Below are 17,561 nucleotides of genomic sequence, written 5' to 3' on the forward strand. Positions count from 1 at the left end.
GCAGCGGCGGCGACGAGGGGAGGAACGGCGGTGGTGCTGTGACTGTCAGCCCGCCGGACAGATGGCGCTGGACATGCGGCAGAAGTCGACGTGACGCCGACTCACCAAGGCGATTCCAGCACGGGACATGGGGGAAGCGTGGCACGGCGCTCTTCGGCCAGTCCAGAGCCGTCCGTATTATGAGACATGCCGTCCCATGAAATGGGACGGCATGTGGTCTCTTGCGGGAGCGCCGCGCGCTGGGGCCGGCGCTACCGGGCGCCGCCGGGGTGGGCACCGGGCCAGGGGCCGGGCGCGGGGGTGTCCGGCTCCTCGGCGACCTCGGTCCCGCACACCCGGAAACCGCGCCGCTCGTAGTTGGCCAGCGCGTGCGGCCCGTCCTTGCTGCAGGTGTGCAGCCACACCCGCTCGGTCGGCTCCCGCTCCGGCCACCGCTCGGCCAGGTCCCAGGCCCGTGCCGCCCCGTACGTCAGCAGGTGCCCGCCGATGCCGCGGCCCTGGAACTGCTTGATCAGGCCGAAGTAGACGATCTCGACGGTCCCCTCCGGCTGGGGGTCCAGCTCGAGGTACCCGGCCGGCGTCCCGTGCTCGTACGCCACCCACGTCTCGACACCCGGCCGCTCCAGGTGCGCGCGCCACTGTTCGTACGACCACGGCAGCCGGTCGGTCCACGTCACGTCCCCGCCCACGGCCGTGTAGAGGAAGCGGCTGAACTCGGGCGAAGGCACCTCCGCCCGTTCGATCCGGATCCCGGACGAGGCGTCCGGAACGCGGGCGGGGAGGAGATCGGCGGGTGAGGTCTGCTCCATGGACCACGTGGTCACGGTCGTCGTCGCACAGTTGCTCATGGCCGAAAGCCAATCACGAACCGCGCCCTAGCCGTCCGGCAGCCCCCGCCGTGCGGCCACCACCACCGGTGCCGTCGAGGCGGGCAGCAGATCCCCCGCGTGGTGCGGCGCCAGCAGCCGGACCTCCAGGTTGTCGGCGAAGCGGTACGGGCGATGGCTGAGCACCCCCGCCAGCGTGCGCCGTATCCGCGACAGCTCCGCCCGCACCGTCACCGTGCGCGTGGGATCCCCGAAAAGATCCGCCGCCAGCTCCGCGGCCGTGCGCCCCGCCGGGTGCCGGGCCAGCACGTACAGCAGCTCGGCATGGCGCGGGCTGAGCTCGTGCGACCAGTCACCGGCGGCGCCGGAGACAGTGACCGTCCAGCTGTGGGGCAGGCGCAGGTCCAGCACCAGCCGGCTCGGCGGGGCGTCCTCGCCCCGGCCCTCCTCGATCCGCACCAGCCAGCCGTCCGGCAGCGGTTCGAGCATGCACGGCCCCAGCGACGGCAGCCACGTCCGGCCCGGCCGCACGGCCCGGGGCAGCACCACCCGGCTCACCGGTGCCATGCCCGTCACCGCCGCCGTCCAGCCGTCCCGGTCCACGGCCAGCGCCCGGCCGCCCAGCCGCGCCAGCATCGGCGCGGCCACCGTGCGCAGCCGGTCGACGGACTCCCAGTGCCGGGCGCGCAGCTCCGCCTCGGAGACCTTGGCGACGGCGGTCACCAATGCCAGCGTCGCCGGGTTGAACGCCGGCGCGGGCCCGCTGACGTTCAGCACCCCCAGCAGCCGCCCGTCCCGCGGGTCGTGCAGCGGGGCCGCCGCACACGTCCAGGCGTGGTGGGCCCGTACGAAGTGCTCGGCGGAGTGCACCTGCACCGGACGGCGCTCCACCAGCGCCAGGCCGATGCCGTTGGTGCCCACCATCTCCTCCGTCCAGGAGGCCCCCACCTCGAAGCCCAGCCGGTCGGCGCTCCTGCGCACCCCCTGGCTGCCCTCCCGCCACAGCAGCCGGCCGTCCGCGTCCGTCACCACGATCAGATGGCGCACGGCGTCGGCCGCCTCCAGCAGGCCCTCGCGCAGCTGCGGCAGCAGCTCGCCCAGCCGGGACGTGTGGCGGCGGTGCTCCACCTCCTCGGCCGAGATCAGCGGAACCGGCCGGCCGCTGTCCGGATCCACCCCGTGGCGGCACGCGCGGTGCCACGACTCCCCGATCACCGGCCGCGGCCGCGCCGGAGGCCGCGCGCCGGCGAGGGCCGCCTCCCGGATGGCGGGAAGCAGCCCCGCATCGATTGGTATGCGCTTCACGCAGCAATGGTGCCTGGCGGAGGACCCTGTGCGCCGGGGCATCGAGGATATTGCAACGCCTTGCAACCATTGCGAACACCCCGGCGCCCGGCGGAAAGTGACGGTGAGCGGCCGGAGGGTGGTGCCGAGTCGGCGCAGCACCACCCTCCGCGGCCTCCCCACCAGCGGTGTCCGCGCTCCCGCCCGCCCGAACCGCGGGATGAACCGACCCGCCCGCGGCCGATACGGTTAGGGCGTGCAGGCAGCAAAAGAACATTCGGCCCGGCAGGTCGGCCGGCTCCACAGGGCCAGGGCCCTGTACCGGAACGTCTCCAAACGCAGGATGACGTGGCTGCTCCTGAAGGACACGGTCAACTCCTGCATGGAGTACCGCGTCACCGGGCTCGCCGCGGAAGCCGCCTTCTTCACCCTGCTGTCGCTGCCGCCCCTGCTGCTCGGTCTCCTCGGCCTGCTCCGCTACCTGGACGACTGGACCGACACGGACACCATCGGCAGCATCCAGCAGAACATCCTCACCGCCTCCGCGGCCGTCCTGTCGGACAAGGGCACCCAGGAGATCGCCCAGCCACTGGTGCGGGAGGTCATCAAGCTCGGCCGCCCGGACCTGATCTCGGTCGGCTTCGCCGTCGCCCTGTGGTCCGGCTCCCGGGCCGTGAACGTCTTCGTCGAAACCATCACGATCATGTACGGGCTGGAGGGCAAGCGCGGCATCGTCAAGACCCGGCTGCTGGCCTTCCTCCTCTATGTGGCGGCGCTCGTCGTCGGAGCGGTGGCGCTCCCGCTGATGGTGGCCGGACCCGAAGCCGTGGTCGACATCGTGCCGTGGAGCGCTGACGTCGTGCGGTTCCTGTACTGGCCCGTCGTCATCGTCCTGTCCATCGCCTTCCTCACCACGCTCTACCACGTGTCCGTGCCGGTGCGCTCGCCGTGGGCCGAGGACATCCCCGGAGCGCTCATCGCCCTCGCGATGTGGGTACTGGGCAGCTTCCTGCTGCGCCTGTACCTGACGCACACGGTCGAAGGCGTGACGATCTACGGCTCCCTGGCCGCCCCCGTCGCCGTGCTGTTGTGGATCGGCGTCTCGGCCTTCGCGGTGCTCGTCGGCGCCGCGGTCAACGCCGCCCTGGACCGCGTGTGGCCGTCCGTGGCCACGGCCGCCGCCCGCGCCGAGGTCGACCGGCTGCGCGAGGCCGCCGCCGCCCAGGCGGCCGCCGAACGTGCCGCGATGGCGCTGGTGCACGAACTGGAGGACGACCCCTTCGAGGAGCCGGAGGACGACGGCCCCATCGGCCGGGACCGCGAGCCCCCTTCGGAGTTCCCCGAGCGCTGGGCCCAGTTCCTCCCCCACGCGGACGTCCGCTCCCGCATCCACAAACCGGAGGCCGGACCGAAACACGCGAAGCACAACCGGCGCGACTAGGGGTCCTCAATCGCCGGACGGGCCGGGTCTTCCCAGCCCGTCCGGGATACGGGAAGGGGCGGGGCGGGGTAAAGAAAACCCTTGGCGGCCCGGCACCCGGAGTGCCTACGATCGCCCCGCAGACGCACAAAGGTCCCCCACAGGAGGTGAGTACGCGATGACTGCCACAGCAACGGGCACCGCCCGCACTCGCAAGCAGATCCATCCCACCCTCCTGAAGGACCCCACTCTTGTCCGAGCTCACCACTGCTCACCCCCTCTCCGGCTACGGCTGGGACGCCGGCTTCGCTGACAGCTTCGCCCCGCACGCCGCCCAGGGGCTCGTCCCCGGCCGGATCGTCCGCGTCGACCGCGGCCGCTGCGACCTCGCCGTCGCCGATCGCGCCGGGGTACGGACCGTCCTGGCCGACACCTCGCTCGTCACCACCGGCGACCCGCTGAACATCATGTGCACCGGCGACTGGGCCGCCGTGGACCTCGCCGGGGGATACGTACGGGCGCTGCTGCCCCGCCGTACCGCCTTCGTACGGTCCACGTCCTCCAAGCGCTCCGAGGGCCAGGTCCTGGCCGCCAACGTCGACCTCGCCGTCGTCGCCGTCTCCCTGGCCGTCGAGCTCGACCTCGGCCGGATCGAGCGGTTCCTGACCCTGGCCTGGGAGAGCGGCGCCGAGCCGCTCGTCGTGCTCACCAAGGCCGATCTCGTCCCCGGCCCGGAGGTCCTGGTCCACCTGACCGCCGACACCCGGGCGGCGGCGCCCGGGGCGCGGGTGCTGGCCGTCAGCTCGCGGACCGGGCAGGGCGTCGGCGCCCTCGGCGCCGCGCTGGCCGGCGGCACGGCCGTCCTGCTCGGCCAGTCCGGCGCCGGGAAGTCCACGCTCGCCAATGCCCTGGTCGGCGCCCGCGTCCAGGATGTCAAGGAGGCGCGCGACCGCGACGGCAAGGGGCGGCACACCACCACCACGCGCAACCTGCTGCCGCTGCCCGGCGGCGGCGTCCTGATCGACACCCCGGGCCTGCGCGGCGTGGGCCTGTGGGACGCGCGTGGCGGCGTCGCGCAGGCGTTCTGCGAGATCGAGTCCCTCGCGGCGGACTGCCGCTTCCACGACTGCGGCCACGAGGCCGAGCCGGGCTGCGCGGTCCTCGAAGCACTTGCCGGAGGCGAGCTGTCGCAGCGCCGCCTCGACAGCTACCGCAAGCTGCTCCGCGAGAACGCGCGCACAGCGGCCCGTACGGACGCCCGCATGCGGGCGGACATGCGCCGAGACTGGAAGCGGAAGCAGGCGGAAGGACGGCACATGGCGGCCCGCAAGCGGGGCGGCGCCCGCTAGCCGCACTCCCGGACACGGCCCCCGCCGCCGCGAGGGCCATGTCCGTTTTCCGCCAGTCCGGCGCCCGCGCGTGCCGCAGACTGGAACGCATGACGGACCTTGCGGTACAGCTCGAGGACTCCCGCTACCAGGCGGTGAGCAGCCGGGACGCGCGCTTCGACGGAGTGTTCTACTTCGCCGTGGCGACGACCGGCATCTACTGCCGGCCGAGCTGCCCCGCCGTCACCCCCAAGCGCGTCAACGTGCGTTTCTACCCCTCGGCCGCCGCGGCCCAGGGGGCCGGCTTCCGCGCCTGCCGCCGCTGCCGGCCGGACGCGGCCCCCGGCTCGGCGGAGTGGAACGTACGGGCCGACCTGGCCGGCCGCGCGATGCGGCTGATCGGGGACGGCGTCGTCGACCGCGAAGGCGTCCGCGGCCTCGCCGACCGCCTCGGCTACAGCTCCCGCCAGGTGCACCGCCGGCTCACCGAGGAACTGGGCGCGGGCCCGGTCGCCCTCGCCCGGGCCCAGCGCGCCCACACCGCCCGGGTGCTGCTGCAGACCACGGACCTGCCGGTCACGGAGATCGCCTTCGCGGCGGGCTTCGCGAGCGTCCGGCAGTTCAACGACACCATCCGCGAGATTTACGCGCTCACCCCCCGCGAGCTGCGGGCCCGCCCCGCCCACCGGCGCGGCGGCACACCGGGCGGCATCCCGCTGCGGCTCGCCCACCGCGGCCCGTACGCGGCCCGCGAGGTCTTCGGCTTCCTCCAGCGCCGGACCATCACCGGCATCGAGGAGATGCTCGGCACCCCCGGCGTCCGCCGCTACCGCCGCACCCTGCGGCTCCCGTACGGCACGGGCATCGCCGAGGTCCGCGAACCGCGCCCCCGGCACGGCGACTGGCTCGACTGCCGGCTCCACCTCACCGACCCGCGCGACCTGTCGACGGCCGTGCAGCGCCTGCGCCGGCTCTTCGACCTCGACGCGGACCCCTACGCCGTCGCCGAGCGGCTCGGCGCCGACCCGCGGCTGCGGCCGCTGGTCACGACCCGTCCGGGGCTGCGCTCACCGGGAGCGGCGGACGGCGAGGAGCTGGCGGTACGGGCCGTCCTGGGCCAGCAGGTGTCGGTGGCCGCCGCCGCGCGGCTCGCCGGCACGCTGGTGGCCGCGTACGGAAAGCCACTGGCCGCACCGGACGGCGGGCTCACCCACGTCTTCCCCGAGCCCGGCACCCTGGCCGCCGCCGCCCTGGACGAGCTCGGCATGCCCGATGCGCGCAGGCGCGCCCTGCGCACGCTCGCCGCCGCGCTGGCCGACGGCACGGTCCGGCTCGACGCCGGCGCCGACCGGGACACCGCCGAGCGCGACCTCCTCGCCCTGCCCGGCATCGGCCCCTGGACGGCCGGCTACATCCGGATGCGCGCGCTCGGTGACCCGGACGTCTTCCTGCCGGGCGACGCGGGCGTACGCCACGGGCTCGCCGCGCTGGGCGCCACCGCCGGCGACGCGGAGGCCTGGCGGCCCTGGCGCTCGTACGCCCTGCACCATCTGTGGAACGCCCCCGGCCACACGCCGGATACCCCGAAGGACATCTGACATGCTCTACACCGACATCGACAGCCCTCTGGGACGGCTGCTCCTCACGGGCCGGCCCTCGGCCACCGCACCCGGCGGCACCGCCCTCACGTCCCTGACCGTTCCCGGACAGAAGAACGCCCCGGCCGTAGGGCCGGACTGGCGGCGCGAGCCGGCCGCATTCGTGGAAGCGGAGCGCCAACTGGCGGCCTACTTCGCGGGGCAGGCCACGGACTTCACGCTCGAATTCGCAGTCGGGGGAACCGAGTTCCGCCGCAAGGTGTGGGACGCTCTGGACGACGTCCCGTACGGCGGGACCACCAGCTACGGCGCGCTGGCCGCCGTCATCGGCGCACCCCGTGCCGCCGTTCGCGCCGTGGGCGGGGCGATCGGAGCGAACCCGCTGCTCGTCCTGCGCCCTTGCCACCGGGTGATCGGCGCGGACGGCTCCCTGACCGGTTACGCGGGCGGCCTGGAGCGCAAGAGGATGCTGCTGGCACTGGAGGGCTCCGCGGCCTGAGTGCGCGCCCCCGGCCCCGCCCACGGCCACCTCACCCCGCGACAGCCGCACCGATCCACGCCCCCACCACCAGCAAGCAGGCGAACAGCTCGACGAGCACACTGGTCCCCAGGGCCCGCATCACGCTCCGCGTGGACGCCCACGCGTCGCCGCGCCCGCCCAGCCGCTGCCGTTCCACGCCGTAGATCCCGGCCAGAAACCCCGGCACCGCGCCGACCAGCGGAACGACGAAGAAACCCGCTATCCCGGCCGCGCCGGCCACGAGGAACGCACGGCGGGTGACCCCCGCGCCCTTGCGCCGGCGGGGTGGCAGCAGCCAGATGACGGCCTGGTTCAGCAGAAGGATCCCGCTCGCCCCGGCGAGCACCGCCCAGGACAGGGCGGTACGCGCGGCCGTCGACCACCACAGCACCCCGGCCCAGACGATCAGCGGCCCGGGCACGCCCGGCGTCACCACGCCGAGCAGGCCGAGCAGCATCACGAGGCCGACGAGGAGCAGCTGCCACGTCCCCATGGACCAAGGTTGCCCGAACCCGGGCAGCCGCGCTTCCGGACGATTCCGGCCACGCGGGCCGGTACCTTTCGCCGGCGTCCCGGCCGCCCGTCAGCGGTGGCAGCGCGTGGTCCAGCCGCGCTCGGCCGCGTGCCAGCCCAGCTGGAGGCGGGTGGTCACCCCGGCCAGTTCCATCAGCCGCTTGACCCTGCGCTGCACGGTCCGCAGGCCGAGCCCGAGCTGCTTGGCGACGCTCGCGTCCGTCAGCCCGGCCAGCAGCAGGCCGAGTACTTGGAGGTCGGTGGCGTCGGGCCCGGCCGGCTCGCCCGCGTATCCGGCGGCGGGCGCGGCGGGGCGCAGGGGGCGGCCCTCGTGCCAGACGTCCTCGAAAAGGTCGACCAGAGAGTCCAGCAGCCCGCCGCCGTGGACGACGAGAGCCGCGGATCCGTCGGCGCCACGGGCGGCCAGCGGCAGCAGCGCCACCCGGCGGTCGGCTATGACCAGCTCAGCGGGTATGCGGTCGACCACCCGGAACTGTCCGCCGCCGGCCGGCCGGACGGCGACAGGGTGTTCGACGACGGTCCGGTGGGGGGCCGCGCACTCCTCGTCCGCGGCGGCAGCCCAGAGTCTCTCCGTCAACGCCCCGGGCCCGCCCGTCAACATGGCGCACACCTCTTCCGCCGCGCCCAACCGCAGTCGCAGCAGCCGCCGGGCGACCGCTCCGGCGCCCGTCACCACCTCCACCGGGCTCTGTCCGACGGGCCGCCCGGCCCGCCTTTCCCCGTGTGCCGTCTGCCGGATGGCGTCCACACCCATGGAACCGAGCACGCGCGACTCCCCTCCCCATCACCGCAACATCCCCGCAACCGCGTTGCGACTCGGGACATCATCCCTGGGGTGGTGTTCGCCGTGCACTCTTCCCGTATGCCCCGCAGTGTGGACAATAAGGGCATGAGTCAGCAGGGGGACCATTACGCCGAACAAGAGGACGCCTGGTGGCGCGAGTTGTACGGCAGGAGTGAACCCGACACGGGATCCGTCGCCGGGGGCGACAGCCTCGACGAGAGGTTCTCCTCCGCCTCGGCGGTGGTCGGACCGGAACCACGGCCGAGGGCGGAGCCCAGGCGGCCGAGAGCCGCCGAGCCGCCCGCCCGGCCCGACCAGCGCGTGCTGCCGGGTCCGCCGGCGGCCTCTTCGTCCGGGCTCTCGCCCGCGCTCTCGCGCGGGGTGCCGCGGCAGACCAAGCGCTGGGTGGCGCCCGGCAACGGCTCCCTGCCCGTCCCCGCCGACCCGGCCGGCCCGCAGCCACCGTCCCCGCCTCCCGGTGATGCGGGTGCCCCCGAACTGCGCCCGCCCGTCGGCCCGGCACGGATGCCCGAGGGCCCGCCGCCCCCCGACCCCCGCACCCGGGTCTCGCCACCGCCGCCCGCCCCGGCAGCCGCGGACGTGCCTGACGCGCCGGAGGTACCTCAGTCCCCCGAGCCTGCCGGCCTCTCGTCGCGCGCGGACATCGCCGGGATCGCAGACCTGGCGGACCCCGCAGCGGCCAGCGACACCACAGCGGTACGCCGGGCAAGGGACGCCGCAGGGATCCGGGAGGCCGCAGAGATCAGGGAACTCGGGGAGGTCACGGACGTCGTAGACGTCACCGGCTTCCCCGAGGTCACCGACCTCGCCGATTTCTCCGAGGCGCCCGGGACCCCCGGCGCCGCCGAGATGTCCGAGGTCCCCCCACCGGTGCCCGGGCACCGCCCCACGCCCGCGCGCAGGAACGGGACGCGGCTGCGCGCCGCCGACTTCGTCGGCCGGCGTCCCCCCACGTACGAGGCCGAGCCGACCGCCTGGCCGCCCGCCGACCCCGGTGCCCTCCAGGACCTCGTGCCCGACACCGTGCTGGACGGCGCGCGGTACGGCGCGATGATCCTGCGGGCCGTCTCACTGCGCGGGGACTCCGCGCGCTACCGGGGCGAGCCCAGGCGGGACGCCCTGCTCACGGCCCGGTTCGGGACAGGTGAGGACGCCCTGCTGCTGGTCGCCATGGCGAGCGGGGCCCGCGCCGCGGAGGGCGCCCACCGCGCCGCCCGCGAGATCTGCGAGTGGATCGGCGGCGCGGTGGGGCGCAGCCACGCCCGGCTGGCCGAGGACATCCACGCGGGCCGCCGCGACGAGCTGAAGTCCGGCCTGCACCGGCTGACCGACCGCACCTACGGGCGGCTGCGCGACCGCGCGGCCGACCTCGGCATGCGCCCGGCCGAGTACACCGCGGGCCTGCGCTGCCTGCTGCTGCCTGCCGATGTCCGCTGCCGCACCCGCGTCTTCTTCGGCGTCGGCGTGGGCGGCCTCTTCCGGCTGCGCGACGGCGCCTGGCAGGACCTGGACCCGGAGCCGCACGAACCGGACCCGGCGGGCGAGCCCGCCGCCGGCTACGGCACCGGGGACCGCATCACCGTCGATCTCGGCATCCCCACCCCCGGCACCACGCCGGTCATAGACCCGGCCGAGGTGCCCAGCGAGCCCTTCCGCTTCCGGGCGTCGGTCGCACGGCCCGGCGATGCCCTGCTGCTGTGCACCGCGGGCCTGGCCGACCCGCTGCGCGGCGAGCCGGAGCTGGGCGTCCGGCTCGCCGAGCGGTGGGCGCGTGAGGAGCCGCCGGGGCTGGCCGAGTACCTCGCGGACGTGCAGCTGCGGGTGAAGGGATATGCCGACGACCGCAGCGCGTGCACCGTCTGGGAGGGATAGCCGGCCGCGCCGCCGCGGGCGCACCCGCGCTCAGTACCCCGTGGCGCCGTCGATGCGCTCGCGCAGCAGGTCCGCGTGGCCGTTGTGGCGGGCGTACTCGGCTATGAGCCTGACCAGGACGACCCGCAGCGAGATGGGCTCCCCGGTCCGTATCACCCGGCCGGTGTCGTCCAGTGAGGGTGTGGCGGCGACGATCTCGCGGGCCCGCTCGCACTCCGCCCGCCATACCGCCAAGGCCTCGGCGGGGTCGCCGTCCAGCGAGGCGAAGTCCTGGTCCGGGTCGTCGTCCGAATAGTGGAGAACAGGCACGTCCTCACCCGCGAACTGCATGCGGAACCACCAGCGTTCCACCGCGGCCAGGTGCCGGATCAGGCCGTGCAGGCTCATGCCGGAGGGCGGCACGCCCTTCTCGGAGAGGCGCTCCCGGGGGACGCCCGAGCATTTGAGCGCGAAGGTCTCGCGGTGCCAGTCGAGGAAGGCGGTCAGGACCTCGCGCTCGTCGCCGACGGTGGGCAGGGCGGCCCGTGAGTCGTCCGTCCAGGCCGGGGCATAGTTCTCTGCGGGAATCTCCGTCATGCGGCCAGTCTCGCAGTGGGCACTGACATTCGACGCCGGCGGCCCGTGGGCGGATCCCTGAAGCCCTTCGCGGAGGGCGCGAGACGCACTCCCCATCCGGTCGTATAAACATGTTGATACGTCAACAGGCGTCGATCCATCGGGCGTTGGGCATGCACTTGCCGTGAGCGTGTTCGATGCCGGGGCGCCGGGGAGGGGTCGGGGCGGCAAAGGATGAAGCGGCGGACTGCACACTGGGCGGGCGCGGAGCGGCATGAGGAGAGGGGAGGATCCGCGGACGGCACCGCCCGGGAGGGTACGGGGGAGAGCGGGCCGGTGACCCCGGAGCCGTGCTGGGAGAGACGCCTGCGGCGCAACGAACTGGCGGCCGTCGCGGACGTGCGTTCCGAGCTGCGCGAACTGCTCGCCCAATGGGGCGCGCCCGGGCGGGCGGAGGCGGCCGAACTCCTGCTGAGCGAGCTGGTCACCAACGCGCTGGTGCACACCGACGGCGGCGCGGTGGTCACGGCCCGGCTCGGCGGCGGCTCCGCGGCATCGGTCAAGGGACGGCTGCACGTGGAGGTACGGGACCTCCTCTCACGGCACCCGACGCTGCGCCCGCCCCCGGCCGGTACCCGGCACGGCGACGGCCCGGGCGCTGCCGGGCCGGAGGCGGCCGCCACGTCGGGACGAGGACTGCTGCTCGTCCACGCCCTCGCCGACGTCTGGGGCGTCCGCGCCCACGGCGTGGGCAAGGCCGTGTGGTTCGAGCTGGACGCGCAAGAGCCCTGAGCCGGTCGTGTGCGACGGCTCAGGGCTCTCGGGCGTCAGCCGAACTGGCGCTCGATCTGGGCCAGTTTGGCCTCCAGCGAGTCGAGTCGCGGGATGGCCTGGGTGTCGTCCTCGGCGGTGAGGTCGATGGGGTCTGGCTTGCCCACCGCCTGGAGCGGGCGGGAGCGTACCGGAAGCTGACCCGGCTCGACTATGGAGGGCTCCGACCCCGCCTGCGAGCCGATCTGGGCCGGCTGTGCGGCCGACGGCATGGCGGGCCCGGTCACTTCGACCTGGCGGCCGCCGCGGGCCCGGCCCCACACGCGGTGCTGCCGGTTGTAGGCCTTGATGCGGGCCCGTTCCAGCTTGCCCGCCTCCCGGCGGCGCATCCGGTGCTGCGCCTGCTGGCGTTTGTCCTCGCGTACCTCCTCCACTGCTTCGTCCAGCGTGCGCACGCCCTCCAGGAGCATCAGCGACCAGGCGCCGAAGGTCTCGCGGGGCGCCCGCAGCCAACGCACTATCCGGATCTGGGGCAGCGGGCGGGGCACGAGTCCCTGCTCGCGCAGTGCCGCCCTGCGGGTCTGTTTGAGCGCCCGGTCGAAGAGCACCGCCGCCGACAGCGACATGCCGGCGAAGAACTGCGGCGCCCCGGCGTGGTCCAGGCCCCGCGGGGCGTGCACCCAGTTGAACCAGGCGGCCGCGCCCGCGAACGTCCACACCAGCAGGCGGGAGCCGAGCGCCGCGTCACCGTGGCTCGCCTCGCGCACCGCCAGCACCGAGCAGAACATCGCGGCGCCGTCGAGGCCGAAGGGCACCAGGTACTCCCAGCCGTCCGTCAGGCCCAGGTTCTGCTGGCCGAATCCGACCAGGCCATGGAAGGACAGGGCCGCGGCGACCGCGGCGCAGCAGAAGAGAAGTACGTACGATGCGCTGCCGTAAATGGCCTCCTTGCGGCGTCTGCGCTCCTCATTGCGCTCCCAGGAGTCCGTGCCGGCCGCCGTGTCCTCCGAGCCGGATTGCCGGCCGCGCGCGTACACCGTCACCGCCACCACTGCCCCGATGAGTGCCACGGCACTGGGGAGCACCCAATTCAGCGGTATGTCGGTCACTCTCATCTTGCGTCCCTTGCGTGCAGTACGGTTTCGCGCGCCATCCTTACGGAATCGCGCCGGACGCCAAGGGGTTTCGCGGCAACTCCCGCGAATGGACGGCAAGGATATACGGAGAGCGACGATGTATTTCGAACGCCCTTCATCGAAAAGGTGCTTGAGTTCTATTCAATCCACCCGATCGGGTGGCTTAGGTGATTCACTGCGCTGACAGCCGGCCGATGCGGTCGGAATCGCTGGTCCGGGGGCAGGTGACGCAGGTGTCCTCGGGGCGCAGGGTGTAGAGGAAACAGCAGCTCGCGCGGTCGCGGGTGGGCCACGAACCGCCCTGGGGGCCGCTCAGTTCGCGGAAGGCGGCGCCCCCGGCGAACGGGGCCGTGGCCCCCGGCAGCAGCAGCGCCAGCTCGTGCCGGGCGCGCCGCTCCTCGCCGAGCAGCCGACCCACGTGCCACAGCCCCTCGGCGGTCTCGTCCGTCGCCATGCCCCACAGGGCCCGCGCCCCGCGCCGCATGCGCGGCCGGAAGCCCTCCAGCACGGGCGTCAGGTGCTCGGCCACCGCCGAGCGCACCCGTACGCGCAGCCCCTGCGCGTCCGCCACCGGCCGGGCCCCCGGCAGCGCCGCGGCCGGGTCCTCGGGCAGACAGGCGAACTCCGGGACGTCGGCGGTCATCCGGCCCGTCTCCCGGTGGAACGAAACGGCCTCCGCCGGCAGCCGTGGCACGCGACGCGCCAGGAACCACGGAACGGTGATCAGCAGGCACGCGTGCCAGGCGTAGCGGTGCAGGCCGAACGTGGCGACGACGTCCGGGCGGGCCCGCTGCCCGTACTCGCGCAGCACCTGTTCGTCGTCCCACGCCAGGAAGGCGTCGAGCCCGGGGCCGCCGGCCGCGAGCTCCGCCCCCGTCACCCAGCCCGCACCGTGCCGCGGCGGACCGCAGAGGACGGTCAGCGCCGGAAGGGCCTGCGTGAGCCGGGCGTACGTATCCGCGAAAGGGCCGGCGGCCGGGGGGACCGCGGGGAGACCGTGCGAGAGCGGGGCAGCCGAGGCAGCGGACATGCGAGGACCACCGAATCCCGATCGTCAACAGGTAAGGCTTACCTTGCCCAGGCTGCCCGGGGTTTGAACTGCCGGAGGCGCCGCCTATGGTTCCGATGGACACCAGGAGGAACCCCAATGGAGCAGGGCAGATCCCACGGCGCGGTATCAGGGCCGGGCGCCGCGGTACCCGCGCAGGCCACGCCGTCCGCACGGGGGGAGCACACCCACGACGCGAGCGAGTACGACTACGGTCGCCCGGCCGGGTCACGCCGGGTGCCGCAGCGCTACTCCGTTCGGGGGCAGGTGCTCGACGCGCTGCGCAAGGCGCTCGTCAGCGGGGAGCTCGTACCGGGCGAGGTCTACTCCGGCCCCGCGCTCGGCGAACGGTTCGGCGTCTCGGCCACGCCCGTGCGCGAGGCCATGCAGCAGCTGGCCCTCGAAGGCGCGGTCGAGGTCGTCCCCAACCGCGGCTTCCGCGTCACCAGCCGTACCCCGCGCGACCAGGCCGAGCTCGCCGAGGTCCGCGCCCTCATCGAGATACCCGCCCTGCTGCGGCTGGCCCGTACCGTCCCCGCCGGGCGCTGGAGCGAGCTGCGGCCGCTCGCCGAGACCGCGGCCGTCGTGGCGGCGGGCGGCGACCGTGCGGCTTACGCGGAGGCGGACCGGGCCTTTCACCGGGCGCTGCTCGCTCTCGCGGGCAATCAGCAGCTGGTGCTGGTTGCGGATGAACTCCACCGGCGGGCGCAGTGGGCTGCGCCGGTGCGGGCCGACGGGCTTGTGGCCGATGCGGCCGAGCACTTGCGGCTGCTCGACGCGCTAGGCGCGCGGGATGCTGCCGAGGTTGAGGCCCTTGCCCGCAGGCACTGTGGTTCTTGCCCCTGACCCGCCCTTTCACCTTTTCTTGTCCTCAAACGCCGGACGGGCTGGATGTTCCAGCCCGTCTGGGGGCACCTCCCAGCGGTAGCTGGGGGAGTTTGAGGACCGGGGTCCGGGGCGGAGCCCCGGGGGTCAGCGGAGTCGCTCCGCCAGCCAGGTGGGCACTCCGCCCAGGAGCCGTACCAGCCGGCCCGCCTCCTCGCACAGGCGGTCCGCCTCCGCCGGGTCGTCCACCACCGCCGCGAGCGAGACCAGGGCCGGGGCCATGCCGACCAGGTAGCCCAGTTCCTCCCGGATGCGCAGGGACTCGGCGTAGCCGTGCCGGGCCTCGGCGGGCCGGCCGTCGTGCTCGGCCATCGCCGCGATGTGCCGCCAGGTGAAGGAGAGCAGGAGCTGGTGTCCCTGGGCGGTGGCGCCTGTGTGTGCCCGCTGGAAGGCGGCGGTCGCGTCGGAGGGATTGTCGGACAGGTGCTGGGCGATCAGGCCGCGCCGGAAGTCCAGCAGGGGCCGCGTCGGCGAGTGCGGCGTGAGCAGGGCCGCCGCGCGCCCGAGGGCGGAGCGTGCCTCGTCGGCCCGGTCCTGTACCCCCAAAAGAGTGGACGCGTACGCGAGGTGACCACGCTCGCACGCCGCCGCCCCGCGCTCGTCGTCCTCCGTGGCCAGGGCCTCGGTCGCGCGCAGCGAGTCCTCGGCCGCGCCCCAGCCCCCGGCGGTGAACACGCACCGTTCGATCAGCACCGCCGTCCGCTGCAGCGCCGCGCCCGGCTCGGTCGCGGCGCGCGGGGCGAGCAGCGCCGCCGCGTCGTCCCAGCAGGCCCGCGAGCGCAGCCGCCAGACGGCCTGGTCGAGCGGATCGTCCCCCTGCGGGTCCAGTGGTTTCCGTGGTCCTGGTGGCTCCGACAACCCAGAATTCCGCATGGCGGTATCCGCCACAGTGCCCTCCCCAAGCGCGCCGTCGAGCTGGAAGCCTGCTCCGATCACAGCACGAAGAGGCGGGCGCGGCCAAGGGGCAGGTGTGAACCAATTCACAAACCCGGAACCCGTGCGGGGGGCGAGCCGATGCGTGCGAAGTGGGGGGTGAGCGCCGACGCGGCCCGCGACTCCTGCTGGTGGGCGCACATTACCCAAGAGCGAACTGCCTCATGAGTGAGCGCAGCGCCCGCTCATGAGGTGCGCGCGAGGTTCCGACGGCCGTCAGCTCATGCGCAGCGCAAGGAAGAAGTCCAGTTTGTCCTCCAGGCGGGACAGGTCGCGCCCCGTCAGCTGCTCGATGCGGCCCACCCGGTACCGCAGCGTGTTGACGTGCAGATGCAGCCGGGTCGCGCAGCGCGTCCAGGAGCCGTCGCAGTCCAGGAACGCCTCCAGCGTCGGGATGAGCTCCGCGCGGTGGCGGCGGTCGTAGTCGCGCAGGGGGTCCAGGAGGCGGGCGGTGAAGGCGCGCCGGACGTCGTCGGGGACGAAGGGCAGCAGCAGGACGTGGGAGGCCAGCTCCTGGTGGCCCGCCGCGCACACGCGGCCCGGACGGGCGGCGGCCACGCGACGCGCGTGCCGGGCCTCCTCCAGGGCGCCGCGCAGGCCCTCCGCGGAGTGGACGGCGGCGCTGACGCCGAAGGTCAGGCGTCCGTCGTCGGCGAGGCCCTGCGCGAGCGGGTCGCGCACGGCCGTCAGGAGCGTGTCGGCGTGCAGGCTCGGGACGGTGGGCTCCTCGGCCCCGGTCAGCAGGGCCGGCAGCGGCACGAGGGCCACGGCCTCGTCGCCCGTATGGGCGACGGCGATGCGGTCGGAGGGCTCGGGCCCGGACGCGTCCGGGTCGACCAGCACCTCCTCCAGCAGCGCCTGGGCCACCGGGCCGCCGGGGATGTCGCCGCCCTCCCACTCGACGCGGGCCACGACGACCTGCCAGTGCGGAGCCGTGCCCAGGCCGGGCAGCAGCACGGGCGCGGCCACCCGCAGCCGGGCCGCGATCTCGGCGGGCGCGGCGCCCGCCTGGACCAGTTCGAGGACCTCCTGGGCGAGGCGGCGGCGCACCGTACGGGCCGCGTCGCGCCGGTCGCGCTCGACGGCGATCAGCTGCGTGACGCCGTGCAGCAGGTCCAGCCGCTCCTCCGGCCATTCCCCGGCGTCCGCCTCGACGGCCAGCAGCCAGTCCGACAGCACCGTCTCGCGCACGTCCCGGGCGGACGCGGCGCGGCCGCTGCTGCGGATGGGGAACAGCGAGTACGTGCTCCCGGCCACCGTCACCCGGTGCGGGCCGCGCCGGCCCGTGCGCGAGGCCGCCAGGTGCTCGCCGGCCAGGGCCGCGCCGGCCGCGGCGGGCAGGCCGGGCCCGGCGTCCGCAAGCGACGAGCCGGCGATCTGCCGGCCGGTGGGGGACAGCAGCCAAGCGCGCAGGTCCAGGTCGGAGCCGAGCAGGTCCAGGACGACCTCGGGGCCGCCGCCCGCCGGGCCGCCCGTCATCAGGCGGCGGTGCCGGTCCACGACGGCCGCCAGGTCCCCGGCCCGCTCGCCGGAGACCTGCCGCACGACGTGCTCGGTGATGGAGGCGAAGGAGACCTTCTCGTTCACCGAGAACAGCGGCATCCGGTGCCGGGCGCAGGCCTCGATCAGGTCGTCGGGGGTCGAGGCGATCTCCGCCTCGCCCGCGGCGAGCCCGGCCACGCCGGCGGCCGTCAGGATGCGGACGAACCGCTCGGAGTCCGCCGGCTCCCGCCGCCAGGCCAGGCCGGTCAGGACCAGCTCGCCGCCGGAGAGGTAGCGGCTGGGATCGCGCAGGTCGGTGGTCATCACCCCGCGCACGGTGCGGTCCAGCTCGTCCTCGCCGCCGAGCAGCCGAAGGCCCAGCGCATCGGTCTCCAGCAGTGCGCGCAGCCGCATCGTCGTCGCCGCCGATCTGTCTTCTTGTAACCAGTGGAATGCAGTGAGGTTTCTGAACCCCGTCTTTCGTTCGAATCTACAAGACATGGGCCCTGGCCAGCCAACCGCTTCATGGTTTCGGTGACTGCACCGGTGGGTCCATACGTCGC

Annotated in this window: 16 protein-coding genes and 1 pseudogene; 7 read left to right on the plus strand and 10 right to left on the minus strand. The window is 74.3% G+C overall.

What is annotated here, in order from left to right:
- Positions 1–45: 45 nt before the first annotated feature.
- From AB0F13_RS04865 to AB0F13_RS04875, 3 genes are all read right to left on the minus strand, one after another.
- Positions 46–129 carry a putative leader peptide gene (locus AB0F13_RS04865; RefSeq protein ID WP_362076029.1) on the minus strand — a complete coding sequence of 28 codons (84 nt, stop codon included), beginning with the start codon at positions 127–129 and terminating at the stop codon, positions 46–48.
- 122 nt (positions 130–251) lie between these two features.
- Positions 252–848 carry a GNAT family N-acetyltransferase gene (locus AB0F13_RS04870; protein ID WP_362075232.1) on the minus strand — a complete coding sequence of 199 codons (597 nt, stop codon included), beginning with the start codon at positions 846–848 and terminating at the stop codon, positions 252–254.
- Between the two features lie 27 nt (positions 849–875).
- Positions 876–2,132, minus strand: coding sequence for a GAF domain-containing protein (locus AB0F13_RS04875; protein WP_362075235.1), 1,257 nt, complete (start codon positions 2,130–2,132; stop codon positions 876–878).
- A 235-nt stretch (positions 2,133–2,367) separates the two neighbouring features.
- On the opposite strand from AB0F13_RS04875, the gene AB0F13_RS04880 reads away from it, so the two are divergent.
- From AB0F13_RS04880 to AB0F13_RS04895, 4 genes are all read left to right on the plus strand, one after another.
- Positions 2,368–3,552, plus strand: coding sequence for a YihY/virulence factor BrkB family protein (locus AB0F13_RS04880; protein ID WP_362075239.1), 1,185 nt, complete (start codon positions 2,368–2,370; stop codon positions 3,550–3,552).
- A 230-nt stretch (positions 3,553–3,782) separates the two neighbouring features.
- The gene (gene rsgA / locus AB0F13_RS04885) at positions 3,783–4,880 is read left to right on the plus strand and encodes a ribosome small subunit-dependent GTPase A (protein ID WP_362075242.1); all 1,098 of its coding nucleotides are present in this window, start codon (positions 3,783–3,785) and stop codon (positions 4,878–4,880) included.
- A gap of 89 nt (positions 4,881–4,969) precedes the next feature.
- Positions 4,970–6,457, plus strand: a complete 1,488-nt coding sequence (locus tag AB0F13_RS04890) for an AlkA N-terminal domain-containing protein (protein ID WP_362075245.1) — start codon at positions 4,970–4,972, stop codon at positions 6,455–6,457.
- A gap of 1 nt (position 6,458) precedes the next feature.
- On the plus strand, positions 6,459–6,956 hold the full coding sequence (locus AB0F13_RS04895; protein ID WP_362075248.1) for a methylated-DNA--[protein]-cysteine S-methyltransferase: 498 nt from the start codon (positions 6,459–6,461) through the stop codon (positions 6,954–6,956).
- Between the two features lie 31 nt (positions 6,957–6,987).
- On the opposite strand, the gene AB0F13_RS04900 is transcribed toward AB0F13_RS04895, so the two are convergent.
- Positions 6,988–7,470, minus strand: a complete 483-nt coding sequence (locus AB0F13_RS04900) for a DUF456 domain-containing protein (protein ID WP_362075250.1) — start codon at positions 7,468–7,470, stop codon at positions 6,988–6,990.
- A gap of 90 nt (positions 7,471–7,560) precedes the next feature.
- A pseudogene (locus AB0F13_RS04905) lies at positions 7,561–8,193 on the minus strand (helix-turn-helix transcriptional regulator); the annotation flags it as partial.
- 207 nt (positions 8,194–8,400) lie between these two features.
- Between AB0F13_RS04905 and AB0F13_RS04910 the strand changes: the two are divergent.
- Positions 8,401–10,188 (plus strand): protein phosphatase 2C domain-containing protein, encoded by a 1,788-nt coding sequence (locus AB0F13_RS04910; RefSeq protein ID WP_362075252.1) that lies wholly within the window; start codon positions 8,401–8,403, stop codon positions 10,186–10,188.
- 30 nt (positions 10,189–10,218) lie between these two features.
- Here the strand turns inward: AB0F13_RS04910 and AB0F13_RS04915 are convergent, their stop codons facing one another.
- On the minus strand, positions 10,219–10,764 hold the full coding sequence (locus AB0F13_RS04915) for a DinB family protein (protein WP_362075255.1): 546 nt from the start codon (positions 10,762–10,764) through the stop codon (positions 10,219–10,221).
- A gap of 315 nt (positions 10,765–11,079) precedes the next feature.
- Here AB0F13_RS04915 and AB0F13_RS04920 point away from each other — a divergent pair, with 315 nt between their 5' ends.
- Entirely contained in the window at positions 11,080–11,535 is a 456-nt protein-coding gene (locus AB0F13_RS04920; protein WP_362075258.1) for an ATP-binding protein, read from the plus strand.
- A 35-nt stretch (positions 11,536–11,570) separates the two neighbouring features.
- Here AB0F13_RS04920 and AB0F13_RS04925 read toward each other — a convergent pair whose 3' ends face one another.
- Positions 11,571–12,629, minus strand: coding sequence for a DUF2637 domain-containing protein (locus AB0F13_RS04925; RefSeq protein WP_362075261.1), 1,059 nt, complete (start codon positions 12,627–12,629; stop codon positions 11,571–11,573).
- Positions 12,630–12,822: 193 nt separating this feature from the next.
- Positions 12,823–13,680, minus strand: a complete 858-nt coding sequence (locus AB0F13_RS04930; protein ID WP_362075263.1) for a (2Fe-2S)-binding protein — start codon at positions 13,678–13,680, stop codon at positions 12,823–12,825.
- A 117-nt stretch (positions 13,681–13,797) separates the two neighbouring features.
- Between AB0F13_RS04930 and AB0F13_RS04935 the strand changes: the two genes are divergently transcribed.
- Positions 13,798–14,544, plus strand: a complete 747-nt coding sequence (locus tag AB0F13_RS04935; RefSeq protein ID WP_362075266.1) for a GntR family transcriptional regulator — start codon at positions 13,798–13,800, stop codon at positions 14,542–14,544.
- 126 nt (positions 14,545–14,670) lie between these two features.
- On the opposite strand, the gene AB0F13_RS04940 is transcribed toward AB0F13_RS04935, so the two are convergent.
- Both AB0F13_RS04940 and AB0F13_RS04945 read right to left on the minus strand, forming a co-directional pair.
- Positions 14,671–15,456, minus strand: coding sequence for a hypothetical protein (locus tag AB0F13_RS04940; protein WP_362075269.1), 786 nt, complete (start codon positions 15,454–15,456; stop codon positions 14,671–14,673).
- A 276-nt stretch (positions 15,457–15,732) separates the two neighbouring features.
- Positions 15,733–17,412: a PucR family transcriptional regulator ligand-binding domain-containing protein gene (locus AB0F13_RS04945; RefSeq protein ID WP_362075272.1), complete on the minus strand. Its 1,680-nt coding sequence runs from the start codon at positions 17,410–17,412 to the stop codon at positions 15,733–15,735.
- Between the last annotated feature and the right edge of the window lie 149 nt (positions 17,413–17,561).

The sequence above is a fragment of the Streptomyces sp. NPDC026206 genome (assembly GCF_040638465.1).
In the GTDB taxonomy this organism is placed as follows: Bacteria; Actinomycetota; Actinomycetes; order Streptomycetales; family Streptomycetaceae; genus Streptomyces.

Bases quoted from the DNA above. Each gene is read 5' to 3' on its own strand.
- AB0F13_RS04910 (WP_362075252.1), top strand. From the start codon at position 8,401: ATGAGTCAGCAGGGGGACCATTACGCCGAACAAGAGGACGCCTGGTGG.
- AB0F13_RS04915 (WP_362075255.1), bottom strand. From the start codon at position 10,764: ATGACGGAGATTCCCGCAGAGAACTATGCCCCGGCCTGGACGGACGAC.
- AB0F13_RS04945 (WP_362075272.1), bottom strand. From the start codon at position 17,412: ATGCGGCTGCGCGCACTGCTGGAGACCGATGCGCTGGGCCTTCGGCTG.
- AB0F13_RS04925 (WP_362075261.1), bottom strand. From the start codon at position 12,629: ATGAGAGTGACCGACATACCGCTGAATTGGGTGCTCCCCAGTGCCGTG.
- AB0F13_RS04930 (WP_362075263.1), bottom strand. From the start codon at position 13,680: ATGTCCGCTGCCTCGGCTGCCCCGCTCTCGCACGGTCTCCCCGCGGTC.
- AB0F13_RS04870 (WP_362075232.1), bottom strand. From the start codon at position 848: ATGAGCAACTGTGCGACGACGACCGTGACCACGTGGTCCATGGAGCAG.
- AB0F13_RS04895 (WP_362075248.1), top strand. From the start codon at position 6,459: ATGCTCTACACCGACATCGACAGCCCTCTGGGACGGCTGCTCCTCACG.
- AB0F13_RS04900 (WP_362075250.1), bottom strand. From the start codon at position 7,470: ATGGGGACGTGGCAGCTGCTCCTCGTCGGCCTCGTGATGCTGCTCGGC.
- AB0F13_RS04865 (WP_362076029.1), bottom strand. From the start codon at position 129: ATGTCCCGTGCTGGAATCGCCTTGGTGAGTCGGCGTCACGTCGACTTC.
- AB0F13_RS04940 (WP_362075269.1), bottom strand. From the start codon at position 15,456: ATGCGGAATTCTGGGTTGTCGGAGCCACCAGGACCACGGAAACCACTG.
- AB0F13_RS04890 (WP_362075245.1), top strand. From the start codon at position 4,970: ATGACGGACCTTGCGGTACAGCTCGAGGACTCCCGCTACCAGGCGGTG.
- AB0F13_RS04935 (WP_362075266.1), top strand. From the start codon at position 13,798: ATGGAGCAGGGCAGATCCCACGGCGCGGTATCAGGGCCGGGCGCCGCG.